This window comes from Algihabitans sp. (assembly GCF_965226985.1).
GTDB lineage: Bacteria > Pseudomonadota > Alphaproteobacteria > Kiloniellales > DSM-21159 > Algihabitans.
In genome coordinates this window covers 2,838,727-2,858,721 of sequence record NZ_OZ245712.1, presented here as the reverse complement: position 1 = coordinate 2,858,721, position 19,995 = coordinate 2,838,727, and the positions used below count along the sequence as shown (strand labels likewise).

Sequence of the window (19,995 nt, the reverse complement as noted above, 5' to 3'; positions counted from 1 at the left end):
CGTGCGGTCCCGCACCGCTGCGAATTCAACCGCTGCAAACTCGACCGCTGCGGGCGCGCGGGTGGGGCAGCCGGAAGCCGGCGAGTCCTGGGCGGAAGAGGCGAGAGCCAGGGCGGCCGCCGTCTCGCCGCTGTCCCGGCGCGGCGGCGGACTGCTTGCCTTCGCGCTGACCCTCGTTGCCATCGTCTGGGCCAGCGATCTTCCGGCACGGCTGGGCTACAGCTTTTACAGCGAGCAGTTTCTGGCCGTCGTTCTGGCGCTTTCGCTCGGGCAGGTGTTTCTGGTTCGGGCATCGCGCTGGCCGCCGCTCGATTGGACCTTGGCGGCCCTCGGTCTGGCGGGCGGTCTCTGGATCGCCCTCCACTACCCGCGACTGGTGAGCGCGCAGATGAACCTGCCGTTGGAGGGGCTGGCGCTCGCTGCCATCCTGCTGGCGCTGGTGCTGGAGGGGCTGCGGCGCACCACCGGCTGGATGCTGGTGCTCGTCGTCCTCGGGATTCTCGCCTTGGGCCTGCTCGGGCATCTGATCCCGGGCGATCTGCAGACCCGCTTCGTCGCGCCGGAGCGGCTGCTGATCTATCTCGGTTTCGATGCGAACGGGCTGTTCGGCCTGACCCTCATGATCGCGGCGACGGTTGTCATCGCCTTCGTCTTCTTCGGCCAGCTCCTGCTGAAGTCGGGCGGCGCCGACTTCTTCAACGACATCGCCATGGCATCCATGGGCCGGCGGCGCGGCGGCTCCGCCAAGATCGCCGTCGTCGCCTCGGGCCTGTTTGGCTCTATCTCCGGCGTGGTCGTCTCGAACATCGTGGCGACCGGCGTCGTCACCATCCGCATGATGGCCCAGGCCGGATACAAGCGGCATCAGGCGGCCGCGATCGAGGCCGTCGCCTCCACCGGCGGTCAGATCGTGCCGCCGGTCATGGGGGCCGTCGCCTTCCTGATGGCCGACATCCTGCAGAGGCCCTATTCCGACATCGTCGTGGCCGCCGTCATCCCGGCCGCGCTTTACTACCTGGCCGTCTTCGTCCAGGTCGACCTGCAGGCTGCGCGCGACGGCATTGCCCTGGTGGACCGCAAGCAGATCCCCTCCGCGCGGCGGGTGATGGCACGCGGCTGGGTCTTCGTCCTGCCCTTCGCGGTGATCGTCGCCGCGCTCTTCTGGTTCGGGCAGCGTCCGGAGACGGCGGCGCTCTGGGGCTGTGTCGCCGCGCTGCTTGTCGGTTTGGCGAAAGGCTATCGCGCGCGCATGGCCGTCGGGACGGTTCTGCAGGCCGTGACCGATACCGGTCGCTCGGTCGTCGACATTGTCATGATCGCGGCTGCCGCCGGTTTCATCATCGGGGTGCTGAACATCACCGGTCTCGGCTTCGCGCTCACCTTCTCTCTCGTGGCACTTGGGGACGGCAGCCTGCTGCTGCTCCTGCTGATCGCGGCCGGCGTCTGTCTCGTCCTCGGCATGGGCATGCCCACGGTCGGCGTCTATCTGCTGCTGGCCGTCCTCATCGCCCCTTCGCTGGTCCAGAGCGGGGTGGAGCCGATCGCCGCCCACCTCTTCATCTTCTATCTCGGCATGATGTCCATGGTGACGCCGCCAGTCGGCATCGGCGCTTTCTTCGCCGCCTCCATCGCGGAGGCGCGGCCGATGCAGACGGCGGTCACGGCGATGCGCTACGGCTGGGCCGCCTACATTGTGCCGTTTCTTTTCGTCTTCTCGCCGGCCCTGCTGATGATGGGGGAGCCGGGGGACATCCTTTGGTCGGTCGCGGCGGCGGCGGCGGGGGTCTATCTGATCTCGGCCGCCTCGGTCGGCTGGATCGCGGGGGCACCGGGGCCGCTGCGCCGCGTCGGCTTCCTGTTGGCGGGTGTATTGCTGCTCTATCCCCAGACGGCGCCCTACGCGCTGCTGGTCAACGCGCTCGGCCTGTCGCTCGGGGGCGGTGTCTACGCGGCCAGCCTGCTCCGGCGCTCGGTCAGCTTCCCGTCAGGCCGAGTTCCGTCCGATCCAGCGCCTCCTGGGCCGCACGGCGGCGCTTGAAGGTCTGACCCCAGTCCTGCATCTGCATCAGGATCGGCTCCAGCGTGCGGCCGAAGGGCGTCAGGAAATACTCCACCCGGGGCGGCACCTCCGCATAGACATGGCGGGAGATCACGCCGTCCGCCTCCAGCTCGCGCAGCTGCAGGGTCACCATGCGTTCGGTCGCGTTGGGCGTCAGGCGGCAGAGCTCGCCAAACCGCTTACTGCCCTCCAGCAGGTGGCAGACCAGCACCGGCTTCCAGCGGCCGCCGATGACGCAGAGCGTCGCCTCCACGTCGCAGCCGGTCTTCCAGTCGTAGTTGCGTGCCATGCCCGATCCCTCGCTGCGCGACGCTCCGGTCGTGTTTTTCCATTACTTACAAAAATGTGGGTACTTGCGAAAATATCTCAATAGCGGCATCTCGTTACAAGACGGACCCGCCACGGCGAGGTCTGGACTGAACGCCGCTGTAGGGTCTCGGGTTCCCGCCCGGATGAGATCCCGACCGAACGTCTGTCTGCCAACCGTCGCGTCGTTCCACCGACGCGCGATCCAAGGAGTCCCCCGATGCGTGCCTACCAGTTGATCGACGGAAACGACGTGAAGGCCCTCGCGATTACGGAGCGGCCAGCCCCGCAGGCCGGCGCGGGGCAGGTCGTGATCGACGTGAAGGCCTGTTCCCTGAACTACCGCGACCTGCTGGTGGTGAAGGGCAGCTACGCCTCCAGCGGCCGGGCCAGTGGCGTGGTGCCGCTGTCCGACGGCGCCGGAATGATCTCGGCGGTCGGCGCCGGGGTGCACGGCCTGGCCGTCGGCGACCGGGTGGCCGGCGCCTTCATGCCGGACTTCACCGCCGGCGTGCTGACGCCCGAGCTGCAGGCCGGCTCGTTGGGCGGCGCCGTCGACGGCATGCTGGCGGAACAGGTCGTGCTGCCGGCCCACGGCGTGGTGAAGATCCCGGAGCACCTCTCCTTCGCGCAGGCGGCGACCCTGCCCTGCGCCGGCGTGACCGCCTGGTACGCGCAGTTCGTCGGTGGCAACCTGCGCCCCGGCCAGACCGTCCTGCTGCTCGGCACCGGCGGCGTCTCCATCTTCGCGCTGCAGTTCGCCAAGCTGGCCGGCGCGCGGGTGATCATCACCAGCTCTGACGACGCGAAGCTGGCGCGCGCCCGGGACCTGGGCGCGGATGAGGCCATCAACTACCGCACGACCGAGGACTGGCCGGAAAAGGTGCTGGAGCTGACCGACGGTCGCGGCGTCGACCACGCCGTCGAGGTCGGTGGCCCCGGCACCCTGACCAAGACACTGCAGTCCCTGCGCCACGGCGGCTCGATCTCCCTGATGGGCGTGCTGACCGGCGTGGCCGACCAGGTCGCCACCGGCCTGATCCTCAGCAAGAACATCAAGATCCAGGGCACCTACGTCGGCAGCGTCGCCCACTTCCGCGACATGAACGCCGCCATCGCCCTCCACCGCCTGCAGCCGGTCGTCGACAAGGTCTTCGATTTCGAGGACGCCCCCGCTGCCCTGGCCCACCTGGAAAGCGGCCGCCACTTCGGCAAGATCGCGATCGCGGTGGGGTGAGGCTGTGCCTTGGCCCAGGTAGTCCACGACCCCAACCACTGGGCGCCTTAGAGTCTCCCTGGGCGGTTACCGGTGATGCGGACCGCTCGAAACGAGATCCGGCATGTTTCGAATGTCCGCTTCCCTGTCGCTCCCACGATGGAGGGCGGTGAAAACTCCGATATTTGAGACGCTACCTGTGCGCTGGGAGAGATCAAGAAATCCATTGAGGCAAAATCGGGACAAAAGCAGTCACGCCACAGGTTCAAATCACCCAGCAACCACTCTAGCGCATGCTATCTATCGAGCCGATGGCGGCACTGGCAATCGCGAACGGCGGTTCCAGTTTGCTGGGCAAGGCGAGCCAGAGCTCGTCTAGACCGATGGAGACATACATGAGCGGGGCCGGCATGCGCAGGATTGGGCTGATAGCGTCAGTTCTCACGATATTGCCTCTTACACCCTCGGCTGCGGACACCGCTCTGGAATGTGGTGTGCAGGTCTCTAGCCAAGTGGAAATTGCATCTTGCGTATCGGCGCAGGTGAACATCGTCGGTTTGGCTCTCGACCAGGCGCTTGGCTTTGCGCGGGACGCGGCCGTCGAACTTGATGGCGTGACTGGACGGGACGTTGCTCTGCCGGCCCTAGAGAAGTCGCAAGGGGCGTGGGTCGCCTATCGAGACGCACAGTGTCGCTATAGAGCCACTCTCTTTGGCGGCGGCTCCGGCAGCGGAATTGCCGAAGGCGCTTGCCACGTCGCGCTTACCCGTGCGCGGATTGCCGAACTCATGGCGTCACTGCCATAACGCACGGCCTGTTCGATCCTGGTTTTGTGCCGGGCTTCTTACGCGTGCGATCAAATCCCTCTGTTGAGGCACGAGGTCCGAACGGATCATCGGCTGTTGGATCTACGATCAGCGCCTTGAGGTCGTGCTCGACGCCATCTGATTTTCCTCCTGCGCCGATCACCGCCTTCCGGCCAGCACCTCGCGCAACCTCCGCGAGGACGCGTTCCTTGGCTGGCATGGGTATGAGACACAGGACGATATCATCGGATTGGGCGCGTCTGGGCCAAGCGTCAAGGACTCGGAGCGTGCTGTCTTGCGGATCTGCCTAGCAATGATCCACGTGACGTTGCTCGGGAACCAAGACAATCAGCAGCGCGGCTAGGAGCGCACAGATCGGGATCGCGGACATCGCGAGGCGATAGTTCTCGCCGGTCATGTCGATGAGGCCGCCTATCAAGGGCTGAAAAACGACCGCAGCGGCGATTCCGACCATGTTCACGAAGGCGATAACCTTGCCGGCTTGCGTGGTGGCGAAGGCTTCCTTGGCCATCGCGAAGGTCAACATCTGTGCCCCACTGAGGAGGCCTGCAAGGAGGAGAAGGCCTGCCAGCAGAAAAGGGGAGGACGTGTCGATGTAGATGGCCGCGCCATAGGCAGCGGCGCAGAGCGTGGCATTCGAGAAGATGATCCACTTCCGATGCCCAATGCTGTCCGAAAGTGCACCGGCGGCCAGACTTCCTACGGCCATGCCCAGGAAGATCATCGAGACGGCAACCTCGGCCGAAACCGGATCGAGGCCGTGGTCGACCACCAGGTCGCGTTGTCCCCAGAGCCCTCCAAAGACGTTGACCGGCATGTAGTAGAGCGCGCTGACCAGCCCGATGATCCAGACGCGCCGGTTCGCAAGGATCTCCCCCAAGCCGGACAGCGCCGGTCCTCCAGTCTGTGGCGAGGCCGACTGCTTCGGTTCCTTGAAACCGATGACGGCAAGACCGGTCAGGATCAGTCCCGCAGCCCCGGTACCTATGAACACAGCCCGCCAGCTCGTCGCGGCGATCAGGTCGGTCAGCAGAATGGCGCCGACCGCGGTCCCGAGCATGCCAACGGTAGTCACCAAGCCGGACAGAAGCGCGAAGCGGCTCGGGGCAAACTGATGGTTCACGACATAAAGAGCACTGACAAACGCAAAGGATGCCCCCAAACCCGTCGCAATCCGCCCAAGAGCCGCAAGCCAGACCAGGTCTGTTGATCCGACGAGCAGCACGCCGCTTGAACAGAGGGCTATAGCCGGAACGATCAGTGGGCGAGCGCCATAGCGGTCGAGCAGAACACCGACGACCAGCTGCATCGGCGCATAAACCCAGAAGAACAAGCTCGCGAGCGTCCCGGCGGACGCATTGGAGAGCGAGAAGTCGGCTGCGATCTCGGCGATAGCGAGGCCCGGCTCGATCCGCGCAACGAACTCGAACAGGAAAAAAACCATCGCGAGCGATAGCGCAACGACGCTGGCGCGCTCTGCTCTCATGCGACCGGACGTCCGAAGGCGGCAAGGGCCAACCCGAGCGTAAAGAGTATCATGGAGACGACCCCCTCTATTGGACGCGCCGACGAGACCATCGAGGACCGGGAGACCGAAGATTGGACCGCCATGGCGCGACTGTCTCGGCATCCTGATCAGGATCCTACAGTTTCTTCACTACGGCGGCTCCATCTTGCTGATGGGCGAGCTTCCGGCGTGGCCGAACAGGTCGCCACTGGTCTGATCTTCAGCAAGAACATCAAGATCGATGTACTTACCTCGGCAGTTTCGCCCACGTCCGCGACATGAACGCCGCCATTGCCTCGCATCGCCTGCAGCCGGTCGTCGACAAGGTTTTCGATTTCGAGGACGCCTCCGCCGCCCTGGCCCACCTGGAAAGCGGCCGCCACTTCGGTAAGATCGCGATCACCGTGAAGTGAGGGGAGCTTGCGACAGCTGTTACGAGCCTTGGGCGCGGAAGACGATCAAGAGGGAAACTCGAAGGTGTGACCTCGCGGAGTGAAGCGCATGCCTGATCGCAGGTCGATCCGATATTGGCAGCCGAAGTCGATCATGGTGACGTTCTGGTAAACGAGGTCCCACAGGACTTCCGGGTCCGTTTCGCAAACACGCCGTGCCAAGAGCGTGCCGGCGTCGATCCGCGCCTTTTCGGGGTCTTCCGGTCGCGTTTCATGAAGCCGGCTCAGAACGACAGCCATGCGCACAGTGTCGTCGGGCGGGTTGCTCAGCTGAACGCTTACAAAGTAGCGGTAGCCGTCCAGCTGCACTGTTTCGAAGAACTGCGCGCTGCCGAGCGGTTCCTGGTCGCCACTGGTTTCGGTCGCGCAACCACTCAGCGCAACCAGAGTAAGAACCGCTGCGATTTTCGCCGAGGATCGGCGCATGAAACATGACTCCAGAGATATCGGTTCAGTTTGCGCTGCTCGAGGCCCACAGCACCGTCTTCGCCGCCTTGGGATCGACGGCTCTAAAGGGACAACGACAGTGTGAAGGTTTCGCTAACTCTCGAGCCTGACGGATTGAACCAAGTTGTTTGAGAAAGGCTCCCACTGGGACTTCGCCTCCCGCGCGCGGAAACCGTTAGTCCACGCGCAAGCTTACAAGGCAGACCGAAGCCCGCACGCGCAGGTGGGCCACCTGTTCATCGGCCTTCAAAGACGCTATGTGGTTTGCCTTCTGGCGCACCAAGACAAGCGAGACATGACGACAGCCCAGCCCCACAGACTCTCCGTCGCCCCGATGATGGACTGGACGGACCGGCACGACCGGTACTTCCTGCGGCTCATCTCGCGGCGGGCGCGGCTCTATACGGAGATGGTGACGACCGGTGCGCTGCTGCATGGGCAGGCGGCGCGCTTTCTCGCCTTCGATCCGGCCGAGCATCCTCTGGCGTTGCAGCTTGGCGGCAGCGATCCGGCGGCCTTGGCCGACTGTGCGCGGCTGGCCGAGGACTGGGGCTACGACGAGGTGAACCTGAACGTCGGTTGTCCCAGCGATCGGGTGCAGAACGGCCGCTTCGGCGCCTGCCTGATGGCCGAGCCGGCGCTGGTGGCGCGCTGCATCGCGGCGATGCGCGCGGCGACGCGGCTGCCGGTCACGGTGAAGTGCCGCATCGGCATCGACGATCAGGACGACTACGCCGACTTCCGCAGTTTCGTCGAGGTGGTGGCCGGAGAGGGCGGGGCTCAGACCTTCATCGTGCACGCCCGCAAGGCCTGGCTGCAGGGATTGAGCCCCAAAGAGAACCGAGAGATCCCGCCGCTGCGCTACGAGCTGGTGCACCGCCTGAAGCAGGAGCGGCCGGATCTGACGGTGGTGCTGAACGGCGGCCTGACCGATCTGGACCAGGCCGAGGCGCAGCTCGCTTACGTGGACGGCGTCATGCTGGGCCGGGCCGCCTATCAGGACCCTTGGATCCTGACCCAGGTCGACCGGCGCTTCTTCGAGGACGATGGTTCGGAGACGACCCGCGAGGCGGTGCTGGAGCGAATGAAGGCCTATCTGGCGCGGCAGCGAGAGGACGGCGTGCCGGCCAAAGCCGTTGCCCGCCATCTGCTCGGCCTCTTCAATGGCCTGCCGGGTGCGCGGGCCTGGCGGCGCGAACTGAGCGAGCGCATGCGCGCGCCCGATGCGGGGCCGGAGATCCTCGATCTCGCCTATGCCCCAGTCGCCGAGGCCCTGGCGCGCCGCTTGGCCGCCTGAGCGCTTTTCGGCTTTCTCTTTTGGCCGTGGGTTTCACCTGCCGCGATGTCTTTGCCGATCGTTCGTGGGCGCTGTAGCATTGCGTCTTCGGACTTCGGTGACCTCCCTTTTCCTTCCCGGAACGAAAGAGCGGACGAAATGGCGCAAACCCTGCCCGCATGGCTGCCGGCTGCCCTGGACTACCTGCCGCAGTGGTTGGAGTACCAGATGCGCACGACGGAACAGCCGGGTTGCTCGATTGCGGTCGCCCACAAGGGCGATGTGATCTGGGAGCGGGCCTTCGGCCAAGCCGATCTCACGAAGAAGGGTGCGCTGACGCCCCGCCATCGCTTCCGCGCCGCTTCTCACTCCAAGACCTTCACGGCCTGCGGGATCCTAATCCTGCGCGAGGCCGGCAAGCTGCGTCTGGACGACCCGGTCGGCGACTACGTGCAGGGACTTCACCCCAAGGTGGCGGAGGCCACGCTGATGCAGTTGCTCTCGCACAGCGCCGGTCTGGTCCGCGACGGCGACGACTCCGGTCACTGGATGAACCGGCGCGTCTTTCCGACCCGCAAGGCCCTGCGCGCCGCCCTGTCCAAACCGCCGGTGATCGAGGGCAGCACGCAGCTAAAGTATTCGAACCATGGCTATGCCCTGCTCGGCCTGGTGATCGAGGCGGTCACGGGCGAGAGCTACGTCGACTGGATCCGCCGTGAGGTCATCCGGTCGGCGGGCCTTGAAGAGACCGAACCCGACGGGCCGCCCGCCAAGTCTCTGCCCTTCGCCCGGGGACACAGCGGCAAGCTGCCGCTCGGCCGGCGCGTCGTGGTGCCGAACGAGGCAGAGACCAGGAGCTTCGCGGCGGCCGGCGGCTTCGTCTCGACCGCCGCCGATCTGGCCCGCTTTTTCGCCTCTCTCGATCCGGCGGCGACCGACAGCCTGCTGTCGCCGGCCAGCCGGCGGGAGATGGTGCACGCGCTTTGGCGCGATCCCTACTCCAGCATCGAGCGGTCCTACGGTCTCGGGATCCTGCGCGGCAAGGTCGGCGATTGGGAGTGGTTCGGCCACAGCGGCTCCTTTCCCGGCACCATCAGCTGCACGCTGGTCCTGCCGGGCCGCGACCTCTGCCTGTCGGTCTGCACCAACGCGGTCGACGGGTTGGCCAACCTCTGGGCCGGCGGCGCAGTGCAGATCCTGCGGACCTTCGCCGCGCACGGCGGTCCCTCCAAGAAGACGCAGGGCTGGAGCGGCCGCTGGTGGAGCCTCTGGGGCGCTTGCGATCTGGTGGCGATGAAGGATCACGTGAAGATCGCCACGCCGGCCGGGATCAATCCCTTCCTGGACGCCAGCGAGATCGCGGTGACGGGGCCGGACAAGGGGCGCATCCGTCTGGCCGGCGGGCTGCAGAGCCCCGGCGAGGGCGCGCGCCTGCTGCGCGACCCGGACGGAGACGTCCGTGAGGTCTGGATCGGCGGCGGGCAGTTGTTGAGCGAGGCCGCGATGACGCGCGACCTGCGGCGACAGACCAGGAAGACCTGACCTCCGCTCGCTCTACCAGCCGATGTGGTCCTCGAACAGGGCGACCGAGCTTTCCCAGACGCTCAGGCTGGTGACGATGCGTTCGCGCGTGATGCCGCCGACGAAGTCCAGATCCGTTTCCAGGATTGGGTCGCTTTCGGCATCGCGCCAGGCCCGGCTGAAGCGCTTGTCCGCGTTCCAGGCGTTGATCGTCTCCAGATCCACCCCGGCCGGCAGGCTGTAGGCAGCGCGGAACATGATGTCCTCGCAGAAACCCTCGGAGCCCAGGTCGCAGTTGTAGAAGATGATCTGGAAGGCTGTGCCCCCGACCGACGACTCGATGAACGGGTCGCCATGATCGTCGCGGCCGATCTTTGCCCTGTAGCCTTCGTCCATCAGGATCGTGGCGAGCTGATCGCCGGAGATCTCCGTATAGATCGATGCGACTGGTTGTTCGGCGAGGCTGGTCGCCGTCGATAGCGGCCAGGCTATCGCGATGAAGAAAAGTAGACGCCGCATCTTCAGGTCCCCCTATTTCCTCGCAGGCGTTGTACCAGCGCGGATTGTGCATTCTCCGCGCCGAGGACGGAAGCGTAGGCCGGCGCCGCTGGATCCTCTCGGGAGATCAGATCTTCCGGAAAAGCGGCTCCAGGGCTGTCAGGACGTCCTCGACGATGTGCGCCTGGGCCTGCGTGAAGGTCAGGCCGGCCGCGCTGCGGGCCTCGCGCAGTTCCCTGTCCCGGAGCAGCCTGGCGAGCGCGGCGGCCAGCTGCTCGGCAGTCTCGACCTGCTCCAGCGCGCCGACCCGTGTCAGCCCTGCGACGGCTGCTGCGTTGTTTTCCCCGTGCGGCCCGAACAGCAGGGCGCAACCGAGGCGTGCAGCCTCCAGAGGATTTTGACCGCCCCGCTCGACCAGGGAGCCGCCGACGAAGGCGATGGGGCTGAGGCGGTACCAGAGGCCGAGTTCGCCGAGGGTATCCGCGATGTAAATCTGTGTCGTCGCCGCCGGATCGCCCTCGCTGCGCCGCTGGACCGAGAGGCCCTCGGCCTCGGCCGCGACCTCGTCGCCGCGATCCGGATGGCGGGGCACGATCACGGTTAGCAGGCCCGGATGCTCCGGGGCCAGGGTGCGGTGCGCGGCCAGCACCGCCGTTTCCTCGCCCGGATGGGTCGAGGCGGCGAGCCAGATCGGCCGCCCGGAGAGACCTTGCCGCAGCCGTTCCAGGTCCTTGACGTCGACCGGCAGGGGTGGTCCCGCGAACTTCAGATTGCCCAGACAGGCGACGGGGCGGTCGCTCAGTCGGCCCAACCGTTTGGCGTCCGCGGGCGTTTGCGCAAGGACGACCTCGAAGCTGTTCAGCAGGTCGCGGATCAAGGGCGCGGCGTAGGACCAGGTCCGGGCCGAGCGGCTCGAGATGCGGCCGTTGATCAGAGCCAGGGGCAGGCCGCGCGCCTTGGCGGTGCGGATCAGGGTCGGCCAGATCTCGGACTCGACCAGGATGCCGGCGGCCGGACGCCAGTGATTGAAGAAGCGTCTGACGGCCCCGGGGTCGTCTAGGGGGAGGTATTGATGAATGGCGCCACTTGGCAGCAGGACGACGGCGCGCCGTGCCGCCGTGGTGGTCACGGTTGTCAGCAGGACGGAGGCTTCCGGCCGGTCCCGTCGCAACCGCTCGATCAGCGGGACGACGGAGACGGTCTCGCCGACGCTGGCGGCGTGGATCCAGATCACGTCGCCTGGCGGCCGGGGTTGCTCGCTGCGGCCCCAGCGCTCGCCCAGGCGCGCCGCCTCTTCGCGGCCGGCGCCGGCGCGGCGCAGCATCACCCAGCGCAGATAGGGACGGGCGAGGCGAAAGGCCCAGCGGTAGAGTGTGAAAGCGGCGGTTGCAAGCATCGCGAGACGGCTGTCCGGCGGTGCGACGGCTGGCACCGGGGTAAAGGGGTGGGTCGGAAATCCGAGTCCGAAGCGGTCCGGATTCGGGTCTAATGCGAACTGGGTTTACGAAGCCTTTCTAAGGCCCGTTACCGGTGTAGACCAGAGCGTCGGTCCTGGCGACCTGCCGCCGCCGGACCGAGCCAAGGCTGGCCGGTGCCGGAGCAGTCTCGTGGAAGCGATCCCGCCGGGGCGATCCCGCCGGAGTGATCTCTTGCGGATCGGTCTTCCAGCCGGGCCGTTTCGCGGGTTCGTGCTGCGCTGCGGTGCGATTGACAAGGGACCCTGCCGCCGTGCTGAATGGCCGCCGACAAATGCAAGCGAGCGGTCGTCGAACGAGCCGCCGCGCTGAGGCTCACATACGGGAGTTGGGAACGGTGAAGATCGCCAAAAGAACGCTGTTGCTCGTCTCCGGTCTGGCGCTGATGGCCGGCGCCGCCAAGGCCGAGGGGCAGCTGAACATCTACAACTGGTCCGACTATATCGGCGAGACCACCATCGCCGATTTCGAGGCCGCGACCGGGATCGAGGTCACCTACGACGTCTACGACAACAACGAGGTGGTCGAGGCCAAGCTGCTGGCCGGCAACTCCGGCTACGACATCGTGGTGCCGACCGCATTGCCCTTCCTGGCGCGGCAGATTCAGGCCGGCGCGCTGCAGCAGCTCGACAAGGCGCAGATCCCCAATCTGGCGAACCTGGATCCCGCGCTGATGGAGCGCGTGCAGTCCGCCGACCCAGACAACCTCTACGGCGCGATCTACCAGTGGGGCACCAACGGCATCGGCGTGAATGTCGAGAAGGTCACCGAGATTCTCGGCGAGGTGCCGAACTCCTACGACCTGCTGTTCGATCCGGAGACCGTCGCCAAGCTCAGCTCCTGCGGCGTGACCATCCTGGACTCGGCCGACGAGGTGATGGACATCCTGGCCAACTACCTGGGCCATGACCCCCATCACGAGGATCCGGCGATCCTGGACGAGGTGACGGCCCATTTCGACCAGATCCGCCCCCATGTCCGCTACTTCCACTCCTCTCAGTACATCAACGATCTGGCCAACGGCGACGTCTGCGTCGCCATGGGCTTCTCGGGCGACGTCTTCATCGCGGCGGCGCGCGCGGAGGAGGCCGGCAACGGCGTCGAGATCCAGTACATCATCCCAGAGGAGGGCACCCTGGTGTGGTTCGACATGCTGGCGATTCCCGCCGACGCGCCCAACGCCGAGAATGCCCACAAGTGGATCGACTTCGTGCTGGAGCCGGAGAACATGGCCGGCATCACCAACTACGTCTGGTACGCAAACGCCGTTCCCGAGTCTCTCGAGATGGTCGATGAGGAAGTCAGGACCGATCCGGCGATCTTCCCGGACGAGGCGGTGCAGGAGAAGCTGTTCGCCGCGGCCATCAAGAGCCCGCGCTACAAGCGGCTGGAGACCCGCGCCTGGACCCGGGTGAAGACCGGGCGCTAGTCCGCGCGGTCGATCCGAACCCGGCGGAACGCCCGATGAACCAGACGCGCGAGGCGACCGCCCCAGGGGAACACGCCGGTGGGAAACACGCCGGTGGGAAACACGCCGGTGGGAAACACGCCGGTGGGAAAGCCGGCGGACAAACCCAGCCTCCGGGGCGTCGCCCTGCGGCGGATCTGTCGGACGAACCCTGGCGCGATCCCTCGGCGGTTCCCTTCATCGAGATTCGCGGCGTGACCAAGAAGTTCGGCGACTTCGTCGCGGTCGACGACGTCGATCTTCAGATCTTCCGGGGGGAACTCTTCTGCCTGCTGGGGGCGTCGGGCTGCGGCAAGTCCACCCTGCTGCGCATGTTGGCCGGCTTCGAGGGGCCGAGCGACGGGCAGATTCTGATCGACGGGGCGGACATGGCGGGCATCGCCCCCTACGACCGCCCCGTCAACATGATGTTCCAGTCCTACGCGCTCTTTCCGCATATGACGGTGGAGCGCAACGTGGCCTTCGGCCTCAAGCAGGAGCGGCTGCCGCGCGGCGAGATCAAGGACAGGGTGGCAGAGGCGCTGCAGCTCGTACAGCTGTCCGACTTTGCCGAACGTAAACCGCATCAGCTCTCCGGCGGCCAGCGCCAGCGTGTCGCCCTGGCCCGCTCCCTGGTCAAGCGCCCCAAGGTGCTGCTGCTCGACGAACCCCTGGGTGCGCTCGACAAGAAGTTGCGCGAGCAGACCCAGTTCGAGCTGATGAACATTCAGGACGAGGTCGGCATCACCTTCGTGGTCGTGACCCACGATCAGGAGGAGGCCATGACCCTTTCGACCCGGATCGCGGTGATGAACCAGGGCCGCATCGCGCAGGTGGGCACCGCCAGCGAGATCTACGAGTTTCCGGGCAACCGCTTCGTCGCGGACTTCATCGGCTCGATCAACCTCTTCGAGGGCCGCGTCAGCTACGAGACCGACGACTTCGTCGCGGTCGTCTGTCCGGAGCTGGAGGGCGAACTGCAGATCGATCACGGCTACTCCGTCCAGGAGGGGCAGAAGGTCTGGGTTGCCATCCGGCCGGAGAAGATCGACATCAGGTCCGGTTCCGGGGAGGAGCTGCCGCCGGAGAACAGGGCGCGCGGCGTCGTGGAGGGCCTGGGCTACCTCGGCAGCGAGACGATCTATCGCGTGCGCCAGACCAATGGCCGGGTGATCGAGGCGACCGCGCCGAACCGCACTCGCTCCGCGCGGCGCGACGTCGATTGGGACGATCAGGTCGTCCTGACCTGGGACACCGCCGCCGGCGTGATCCTGACCAGCTGACGGCGGGGACGATATAAGCGATGGCCGAGTCCGCCGCCCCGTCTGGAGGTCGTCCGTCCCCTAGTCTGTCGTCCCCTGGTCTCTCGTCGCCAAGTCGCGCAACCGGCCGCAGCCGTCTCGCGGTGATCTCGCGACATCTGGGCGGACGAGCCGGGCGCGGCCTGGTGATCGCCGTCCCCTACGTCTGGTTGGCGGTCTTCTTTCTGCTGCCTTTCGTGATCGTCTTCGCCATTTCGCTGTCAGAGGCGGCGATCGCGCGGCCGCCCTTCAAGCTGCTCGAGGACCTCGGCTATGGCCTCTACCAAGTCACGGTCAATTTCGGGAACTATCTCTTCCTGCTGACCGACTCGCTCTACGTCGTCGCCTACCTCAACTCGGTGAAGATCGCAGCGATTTCGACGCTGATCGCGCTGCTGATCGGCTACCCCATGGCCTACGGCATCGCGCGCTCCAGCCCGGCCTGGCGCAACGTGCTGCTGCTGCTGATCATTCTGCCCTTCTGGACGTCGTTCCTGCTGCGCGTCTATGCCTGGATCGGCATCCTTCGGGACAACGGGCTGATCAACAACCTGCTGCTATGGCTGGGTGTGATCGATCAGCCGCTGCCGCTGCTCTACAGCGATGTCTCGGTCTACATCGGGATCGTCTACTCCTACCTGCCCTTCATGGTGCTGCCGCTCTACGCGAACCTGGAGCGGCTCGACCCCTCGCTGCTGGAGGCCTCGGCCGACCTGGGCTGCCGGCCCTGGAAGACCTTCCTGACGGTGACGCTGCCGCTGTCGCTGCCCGGCATCGTGGCGGGCTGCCTGCTGGTCTTCATCCCGGCAGTCGGTGAGTTCGTGATCCCCGCCCTGCTGGGTGGCCCCGACACCCTGATGATCGGCCGCGTGCTCTGGAACGAGTTCTTCTCCAACCGCGACTGGCCGGTCGCCTCGGCCGTCGCGATCGCCATGCTTCTGCTGCTGGTGGTGCCGATCATGATCTTTCAGCGCTATCAGATGAAGCAGGGGGAGCGGGCCTGATGCGCCGCCGCTCGACCTTCCTGCTGACGGCCATGTGTTTCGGTTTCGCCTTCCTCTACGGTCCGATCCTGTCGCTGATCGTCTACTCCTTCAACGATTCGCGGTTGGTGACGGTCTGGGGCGGCTTCTCCACCCGTTGGTACGGCGAACTGCTGCGCGACGAGCAGGTGCTAGAGGCGGCGCTGCTGTCGCTGCAGATCGGCGTGGTGACGGCCACCGCCGCCGTATTACTCGGCACGCTGGCGGGGCTTCTGCTGGCGCGCTTCGGGCGTTTCCGGGGCCGCTTGCTGTTCTCTGGCATGGTTTCGGCGCCGCTGGTGATGCCGGAGGTGATCACCGGCCTGTCGCTCCTGCTGCTCTTCGTCAGTGCTGAGCAACTGATCGGCTGGCCGTCCGGACGGGGCATGGACACCATCACCATCGCTCACATCACCTTCTGCATGGCCTATGTCGCGGTGATCGTGCAGTCGCGGCTGTCCGGTCTCGACGAGTCGGTCGAAGAGGCGGCGATGGACCTGGGCGCGCGCCCGGCCAAGGTCTTCCTGGTGATTACCTTGCCGATCATCGCGCCGGCCTTGATCTCCGGTTGGTTGCTGGCCTTCACCCTCTCGCTCGACGATCTGGTAATCGCCAGTTTCGTCTCCGGCCCCGGGTCCTCGACGCTGCCGATGGTAATTTTCTCGAAGGTTCGTCTCGGCGTCAGCCCCGATATCAACGCGCTGGCCACCATCGTGATTCTGATCGTGACGTTGTTCGTGATCGCCGCCGGTGTGCTGATGAGCCGCCAGGAGAAGGCCCGCGCCCGTGACGCCCAGCGGGCATTCCAGGCGGACGATTAGGCATCGAAGGACGGCTCTCGCGGTCTCGCCCAGCAAGCCGGCCTATTTTCGTCACAGGCCAAAATGCGGCGAAACTCTGGCTCTAAGGGCAGGCCCTGCCTATCTTTGTCACAGAACAGCCACGCCCAGTGGAGGTATTTGTTTTAGTGTGAAATAGTCGGTTGGCCTTGTGACAGAAAGCGGCTGGCCGGCGACACCCTGCAAAGAACTGGGCGCGCGGGGCGGCGGACGTGGGCCAGAACAGCGTTGCTGGACCCGGAGACGCGTGACCGAAGGGTAATCGACGAACGGCACCGAACGACCGATAAAAAAACAGCCTTTGGTAACCGCTTGTAGACGCAACGCTTGGCAGATTGAACACGGGCAGATGACGGGGCGAAGCATGGCGAAGCACGGCCCGCGAAGAGCGAAGACGGAAGGCCGCACCCTCCTTTGGACCGTCGGCCGAACCGCCGGCGTGGTGTGCCTGCTCGGGCCACTGCTGGCCGCTTGCGCCGCTTTCCGACTACCCGGGGATGACGATCCGGCGGAGCGCGACTACTCCAACATCGACCCCCTGATCTCCGACATTCCGAACTCAGCGATCATTGGCTCGCCGCCCTTGCCGCCGCGCCGGCCACAGCCGCCGTCGGGTCTGGCTCTGGCGCCGCTGGTGTCGGCGCCGCTCGACGGTGTCGAGACCGCGGCCGAGGTCGGAACCCTGGTGGGTCTGGATTTCGATCAGTTGCAGGAGCTGCTGGGAAATCCGACGCTGCAGGAGGTGCAGCCGCCCGCGCAGATCTGGTCCTATAATGGTCCCGACTGCGTTCTGAGCATCTTCTTCTATCCTCAGGTCGGGGGTGAGCAATACCGCGCGCTCGCCTATGAGGTGGTCGAGCCCGCCCCCAGCGATCAGTCGGCGCAGCGCTGCTTCACGGCGTTGCTCGCCCAGAACCGACAGCCTGACGAAGAGGACGGAAGATCCGGCGCTGCCGAAGAGCCGCGCCCAGGCTTGTCGGCCATACCGGGCGAAGTGCCGCGCACCGCGGGTGCGGCGCCGTCGACGAACTAGAGACTGCCGACGGGAGTAAGAAGATATGAATCAAGCCATGGCCCTGCGAAGCCTGCCTGAAGAGAGTTTCGCCAAGCGCGTCGTTCTGGTGGACGACGACGATCTGTTTCGGGAATCGCTCGGTTTGAACCTCTCCGAAGAGGGCTACCACGTCGCCGACTTCGACAACGGCGAGGATGCGCTGGCCTACCTGCTGGGTAAGGACTGCGAGGCCGACGTGGTGTTGCTGGACTGGCGCATGCCCGTACTGGACGGCCTGGGGGTCCTGCGTCGCCTGCGCGAGGCGCGGGTCGAGGTGCCGGTGATCTTCCTGACGGTCCTCAGCGACCAGATCTACGAGGAAGCGGCCCTGAAGTTCGGTGCCGTCGACTTCATCGAGAAGTCGCGCCGCCTCTCGATTATCCTCCAGCGTCTCAAGCTGATCACCGAGGGCACCAAGGCCCAGGGCGGTCAGACCCAGTCGGAGAGCGAGGCCAAGATCTTCCGCCTCGGCAAGCTGGAGCTGCGCACCGATATCCGCCGCGCCTTCTGGGACGGCCATCAGGTCGATCTCACCCTGACCGAATACGCCATCGTGCACTTTCTGGCGGCGCGGACCGGGGCCGACATCACCTATCGGCAGATCTACGACCTCGTGCGCGGAAAGGACTTCGTGGCCGGCTACGGCGCGGACGGCTATCGCGCCAACGTGCGCGCCTTCATCAAGCGTATCCGCAAGAAGTTCCGCGACGTGGACGACACCTTCGAGGAGATCGAGAACTATCCCGGTTTCGGCTACCGTTGGCGTGATCCCTCCGAGAGCAGCGAAGCCTCGGTCGGCAGCACGCTCGGAAGCCTCGCCTAAAGGAGGTCTATGGCAGCTCTGGCGGAGGCGGACGGGCGCGACGATCGCCCGGTCATAACGGATCCCCAAGACGTGCTGGACCTGGAAGCGCGGTCCGGCGCGTTCGACCGCGATTCCGGGGTGCCAGGGCCTGCCTCCGCGCCGGTCGAGCCGCGCCCGCGCGTGGAGAAGCGCCCGCGGCGGATGGTCAGCTCGCTTGTCAGCAAGTTGGTCGTTCTGCTGCTGGTCTTCACGCTCGTTCCCGTGATCCTGTACGACGTCTTCCAGCAGGCCGATGCTGAAAAGCAGCGTCTGCTGCTGGAGTCGGTCCGCGAGCAGGGCCGGCTGGTGGCCGAGAACCTCAATCCTCTGCTGGTGCGGACCGACCCCTCTCCGCTGCGCGAGCTACCCGAGGCGGTCGGCCGGTTGGGCACCGAGGACACCCGTATCAAGGTGCTGTTCAAACCGCAGCAGGAATCCGGGGTCGAGGGCTTCTACTTCGTCGCCAACGATCCGCCGGTGCCGCCCGCCGTCCTGCAGGCCGAGCGGACGCAGTTGATCGAGCGCGGCGTGCTCGACAACCTCGTGGAGTCCTGCGAGGGCGAAATGCCGGTAGCCCTGCGCCATCGCAACCCCGAGGGCCAGATCGAGCTGCTGACTTCGATCACGCCGATCACCACGCCGCTCGGCTGCTGGGCGGTCGTGACGGTGAACTCCGGCGCCTTCCTGGGAACCTCTATCGGTCAGCCCTACTGGCAGACCTGGGAGGTTCGGACCGCTGTCTTGATCTATTGCGGCATGGCGGTTCTCACCCTCGGCGTCTTCCTGCTGATCTGGCGCAACCTCATGCGGTTCCAGCGCCTGGCGCGGGAGATCCGGACCGGGCACCGAGATGCCGGATCCTTCGCCTCGGCCAACCGCGTCGACGAACTGGGGCCGGTGGCGGAGGAGTTCGACCGCCTGACGCGGTCACTGCAGGCTTCGGCCGACGACATCCGGCGGGCGGCGGAGGACAACGCCCACGCCTTCAAGACGCCGATTGCCATCATGCGGCAGTCGCTGGAGCCGGTCTATCGCCTGATCCCCGAGGAATCGACGCGCGGCCGCCGTGCGTTGCAGGTTCTGGAGACCTCGATCGACCGCCTCGACCATCTGGTCAACTCGGCCCGACGGTTGGAGGAGACTACGGCTGAACTGCTTGATCCGCCAAATCAGGAAATCGACCTCTCGAACATGGCTCAGCGTATGCTGGGTGCCTATGCCGAGGCCTACGAGCGTCGTGGTCTCAAGTTCGCGGCCCGCTTGCAGCCCGGGGTTGTAGTTCGTGCGGGCGAAGATCTGTTGGAAACCGTGATCGAGAACGTGGTGGACAATGCCGTCGAGGTCTCGCCCGAGGGCGAATTGATCGACGTGATTCTGGAGGTGCGCGACAATACCGCAAAGCTGATCGTCCGCGATCGCGGTCCCGGCGTCCCGGAAGGGCAGCTCGAGCATATTTTCGAGCGCTACGTGTCCTTGCGCGGAGAAATGAACGGCGCGGCGCATGCGCTCGTTCAGGCAAAGGCGCAAGCAGAGGCCGCATCTGCCAACGGGGTATCGGGGGCCAACGGGGTTTCAGGCGGCGAGACCGGCGCACAGGGCGCCCACCTGGGCATCGGCCTGTGGATCGTCCGCCGTAACCTTCAAGCTGTGGGGGGCGACGTCTCCGCGCGCAACCTTAGGGATGGTGGATTGGAGGTGACGATGCGCCTCCCGGTAGCCCATTAACTATTTGTTTACTTTAACTTTTCGTTAAGTTTTATGTGACCGCTTCCTCCGCAATGCTGTCACACCTTTGGCACACCCAGGCCGTGTTTCCCTGTTTTACAGTTCTCTTGCACCTGCGGCGAGAGAGCGACCGGTCCCCTCCAAATCAGGCCGACGCTCCAAGAGCCCAAAGACTTGGG

At 65.7% G+C, this 19,995-nt stretch carries 19 protein-coding genes and 1 pseudogene; 14 read left to right on the top strand and 6 right to left on the bottom strand.

From position 1 onward, the window contains the following. Position 1: 1 nt before the first annotated feature. Positions 2 to 2,038 carry a TRAP transporter permease gene (locus tag ACO054_RS13035; RefSeq protein WP_421707014.1) on the top strand — a complete coding sequence of 679 codons (2,037 nt, stop codon included), beginning with the start codon at positions 2 to 4 and terminating at the stop codon, positions 2,036 to 2,038. Here ACO054_RS13035 and ACO054_RS13030 read toward each other — a convergent pair. Further along, positions 1,974 to 2,348, bottom strand: coding sequence for a winged helix-turn-helix transcriptional regulator (locus ACO054_RS13030; protein WP_421707013.1), 375 nt, complete (start codon positions 2,346 to 2,348; stop codon positions 1,974 to 1,976). The genes ACO054_RS13035 and ACO054_RS13030 overlap by 65 nt on opposite strands. Positions 2,349 to 2,585: 237 nt before the next feature. On the opposite strand from ACO054_RS13030, the gene ACO054_RS13025 reads away from it, so the two are divergent. After that, positions 2,586 to 3,602 (top strand): zinc-dependent alcohol dehydrogenase family protein, encoded by a 1,017-nt coding sequence (locus ACO054_RS13025; protein WP_421707012.1) that lies wholly within the window; start codon positions 2,586 to 2,588, stop codon positions 3,600 to 3,602. 265 nt (positions 3,603 to 3,867) lie between these two features. Here the strand turns inward: ACO054_RS13025 and ACO054_RS13020 are convergent, their stop codons facing one another. Further along, positions 3,868 to 4,026 (bottom strand): hypothetical protein, encoded by a 159-nt coding sequence (locus ACO054_RS13020; protein WP_421710406.1) that lies wholly within the window; start codon positions 4,024 to 4,026, stop codon positions 3,868 to 3,870. Here ACO054_RS13020 and ACO054_RS13015 point away from each other — a divergent pair. Next, positions 3,965 to 4,387: a lysozyme inhibitor LprI family protein gene (locus ACO054_RS13015; protein ID WP_421710362.1), complete on the top strand. Its 423-nt coding sequence runs from the start codon at positions 3,965 to 3,967 to the stop codon at positions 4,385 to 4,387. The genes ACO054_RS13020 and ACO054_RS13015 overlap by 62 nt on opposite strands. 307 nt (positions 4,388 to 4,694) lie before the next feature. Here the strand turns inward: ACO054_RS13015 and ACO054_RS13010 are convergent, their stop codons facing one another. Next, complete coding sequence (locus ACO054_RS13010) at positions 4,695 to 5,894, bottom strand: MFS transporter (protein WP_421707011.1); 1,200 nt, start codon at positions 5,892 to 5,894, stop codon at positions 4,695 to 4,697. A 51-nt stretch (positions 5,895 to 5,945) separates the two neighbouring features. Between ACO054_RS13010 and ACO054_RS13005 the strand changes: the two genes are divergently transcribed. Next, positions 5,946 to 6,197, top strand: coding sequence for a hypothetical protein (locus ACO054_RS13005; RefSeq protein WP_421707010.1), 252 nt, complete (start codon positions 5,946 to 5,948; stop codon positions 6,195 to 6,197). After that, positions 6,158 to 6,328, top strand: a pseudogene (locus ACO054_RS13000) (zinc-binding dehydrogenase); the annotation flags it as partial. The gene ACO054_RS13005 and the pseudogene ACO054_RS13000, both read left to right, overlap by 40 nt. A gap of 45 nt (positions 6,329 to 6,373) precedes the next feature. On the opposite strand, the gene ACO054_RS12995 reads toward ACO054_RS13000, so the two are convergent. Continuing rightward, the gene (locus tag ACO054_RS12995) at positions 6,374 to 6,793 is read right to left on the bottom strand and encodes a hypothetical protein (RefSeq protein ID WP_421707009.1); all 420 of its coding nucleotides are present in this window, start codon (positions 6,791 to 6,793) and stop codon (positions 6,374 to 6,376) included. Positions 6,794 to 7,109: 316 nt separating this feature from the next. On the opposite strand from ACO054_RS12995, the gene dusA reads away from it, so the two are divergent. Then, entirely contained in the window at positions 7,110 to 8,111 is a 1,002-nt protein-coding gene (gene dusA / locus ACO054_RS12990; RefSeq protein ID WP_421707008.1) for a tRNA dihydrouridine(20/20a) synthase DusA, read from the top strand. A 138-nt stretch (positions 8,112 to 8,249) separates the two neighbouring features. Next, entirely contained in the window at positions 8,250 to 9,632 is a 1,383-nt protein-coding gene (locus ACO054_RS12985) for a serine hydrolase domain-containing protein (protein WP_421707007.1), read from the top strand. A gap of 12 nt (positions 9,633 to 9,644) precedes the next feature. On the opposite strand, the gene ACO054_RS12980 is transcribed toward ACO054_RS12985, so the two are convergent. Both ACO054_RS12980 and ACO054_RS12975 read right to left on the bottom strand, forming a co-directional pair. Beyond that, on the bottom strand, positions 9,645 to 10,130 hold the full coding sequence (locus ACO054_RS12980) for a YbjN domain-containing protein (protein ID WP_421707006.1): 486 nt from the start codon (positions 10,128 to 10,130) through the stop codon (positions 9,645 to 9,647). A 106-nt stretch (positions 10,131 to 10,236) separates the two neighbouring features. Further along, positions 10,237 to 11,505, bottom strand: coding sequence for a 3-deoxy-D-manno-octulosonic acid transferase (locus ACO054_RS12975; RefSeq protein ID WP_421707005.1), 1,269 nt, complete (start codon positions 11,503 to 11,505; stop codon positions 10,237 to 10,239). A 416-nt stretch (positions 11,506 to 11,921) separates the two neighbouring features. On the opposite strand from ACO054_RS12975, the gene ACO054_RS12970 reads away from it, so the two are divergent. The 7 genes from ACO054_RS12970 (at position 11,922) to ACO054_RS12940 (ending at position 19,816) form a co-directional block, all read left to right on the top strand. Next, entirely contained in the window at positions 11,922 to 13,013 is a 1,092-nt protein-coding gene (locus ACO054_RS12970; protein ID WP_421707004.1) for a polyamine ABC transporter substrate-binding protein, read from the top strand. A gap of 35 nt (positions 13,014 to 13,048) precedes the next feature. Then, positions 13,049 to 14,314, top strand: coding sequence for an ABC transporter ATP-binding protein (locus tag ACO054_RS12965; protein WP_421707003.1), 1,266 nt, complete (start codon positions 13,049 to 13,051; stop codon positions 14,312 to 14,314). Positions 14,315 to 14,436: 122 nt separating this feature from the next. Then, positions 14,437 to 15,336, top strand: coding sequence for an ABC transporter permease subunit (locus ACO054_RS12960; protein WP_421707002.1), 900 nt, complete (start codon positions 14,437 to 14,439; stop codon positions 15,334 to 15,336). Continuing rightward, on the top strand, positions 15,336 to 16,175 hold the full coding sequence (locus ACO054_RS12955; protein ID WP_421707001.1) for an ABC transporter permease subunit: 840 nt from the start codon (positions 15,336 to 15,338) through the stop codon (positions 16,173 to 16,175). The genes ACO054_RS12960 and ACO054_RS12955 overlap by 1 nt, the downstream gene beginning before the upstream one ends. Before the next feature lie 367 nt (positions 16,176 to 16,542). After that, positions 16,543 to 17,226 (top strand): hypothetical protein, encoded by a 684-nt coding sequence (locus tag ACO054_RS12950; RefSeq protein WP_421707000.1) that lies wholly within the window; start codon positions 16,543 to 16,545, stop codon positions 17,224 to 17,226. Positions 17,227 to 17,251: 25 nt separating this feature from the next. Next, positions 17,252 to 18,070 (top strand): response regulator transcription factor, encoded by an 819-nt coding sequence (locus tag ACO054_RS12945; RefSeq protein WP_421706999.1) that lies wholly within the window; start codon positions 17,252 to 17,254, stop codon positions 18,068 to 18,070. A 9-nt stretch (positions 18,071 to 18,079) separates the two neighbouring features. After that, positions 18,080 to 19,816 carry a sensor histidine kinase gene (locus ACO054_RS12940; RefSeq protein ID WP_421706998.1) on the top strand — a complete coding sequence of 579 codons (1,737 nt, stop codon included), beginning with the start codon at positions 18,080 to 18,082 and terminating at the stop codon, positions 19,814 to 19,816. Positions 19,817 to 19,995: the final 179 nt, after the last annotated feature.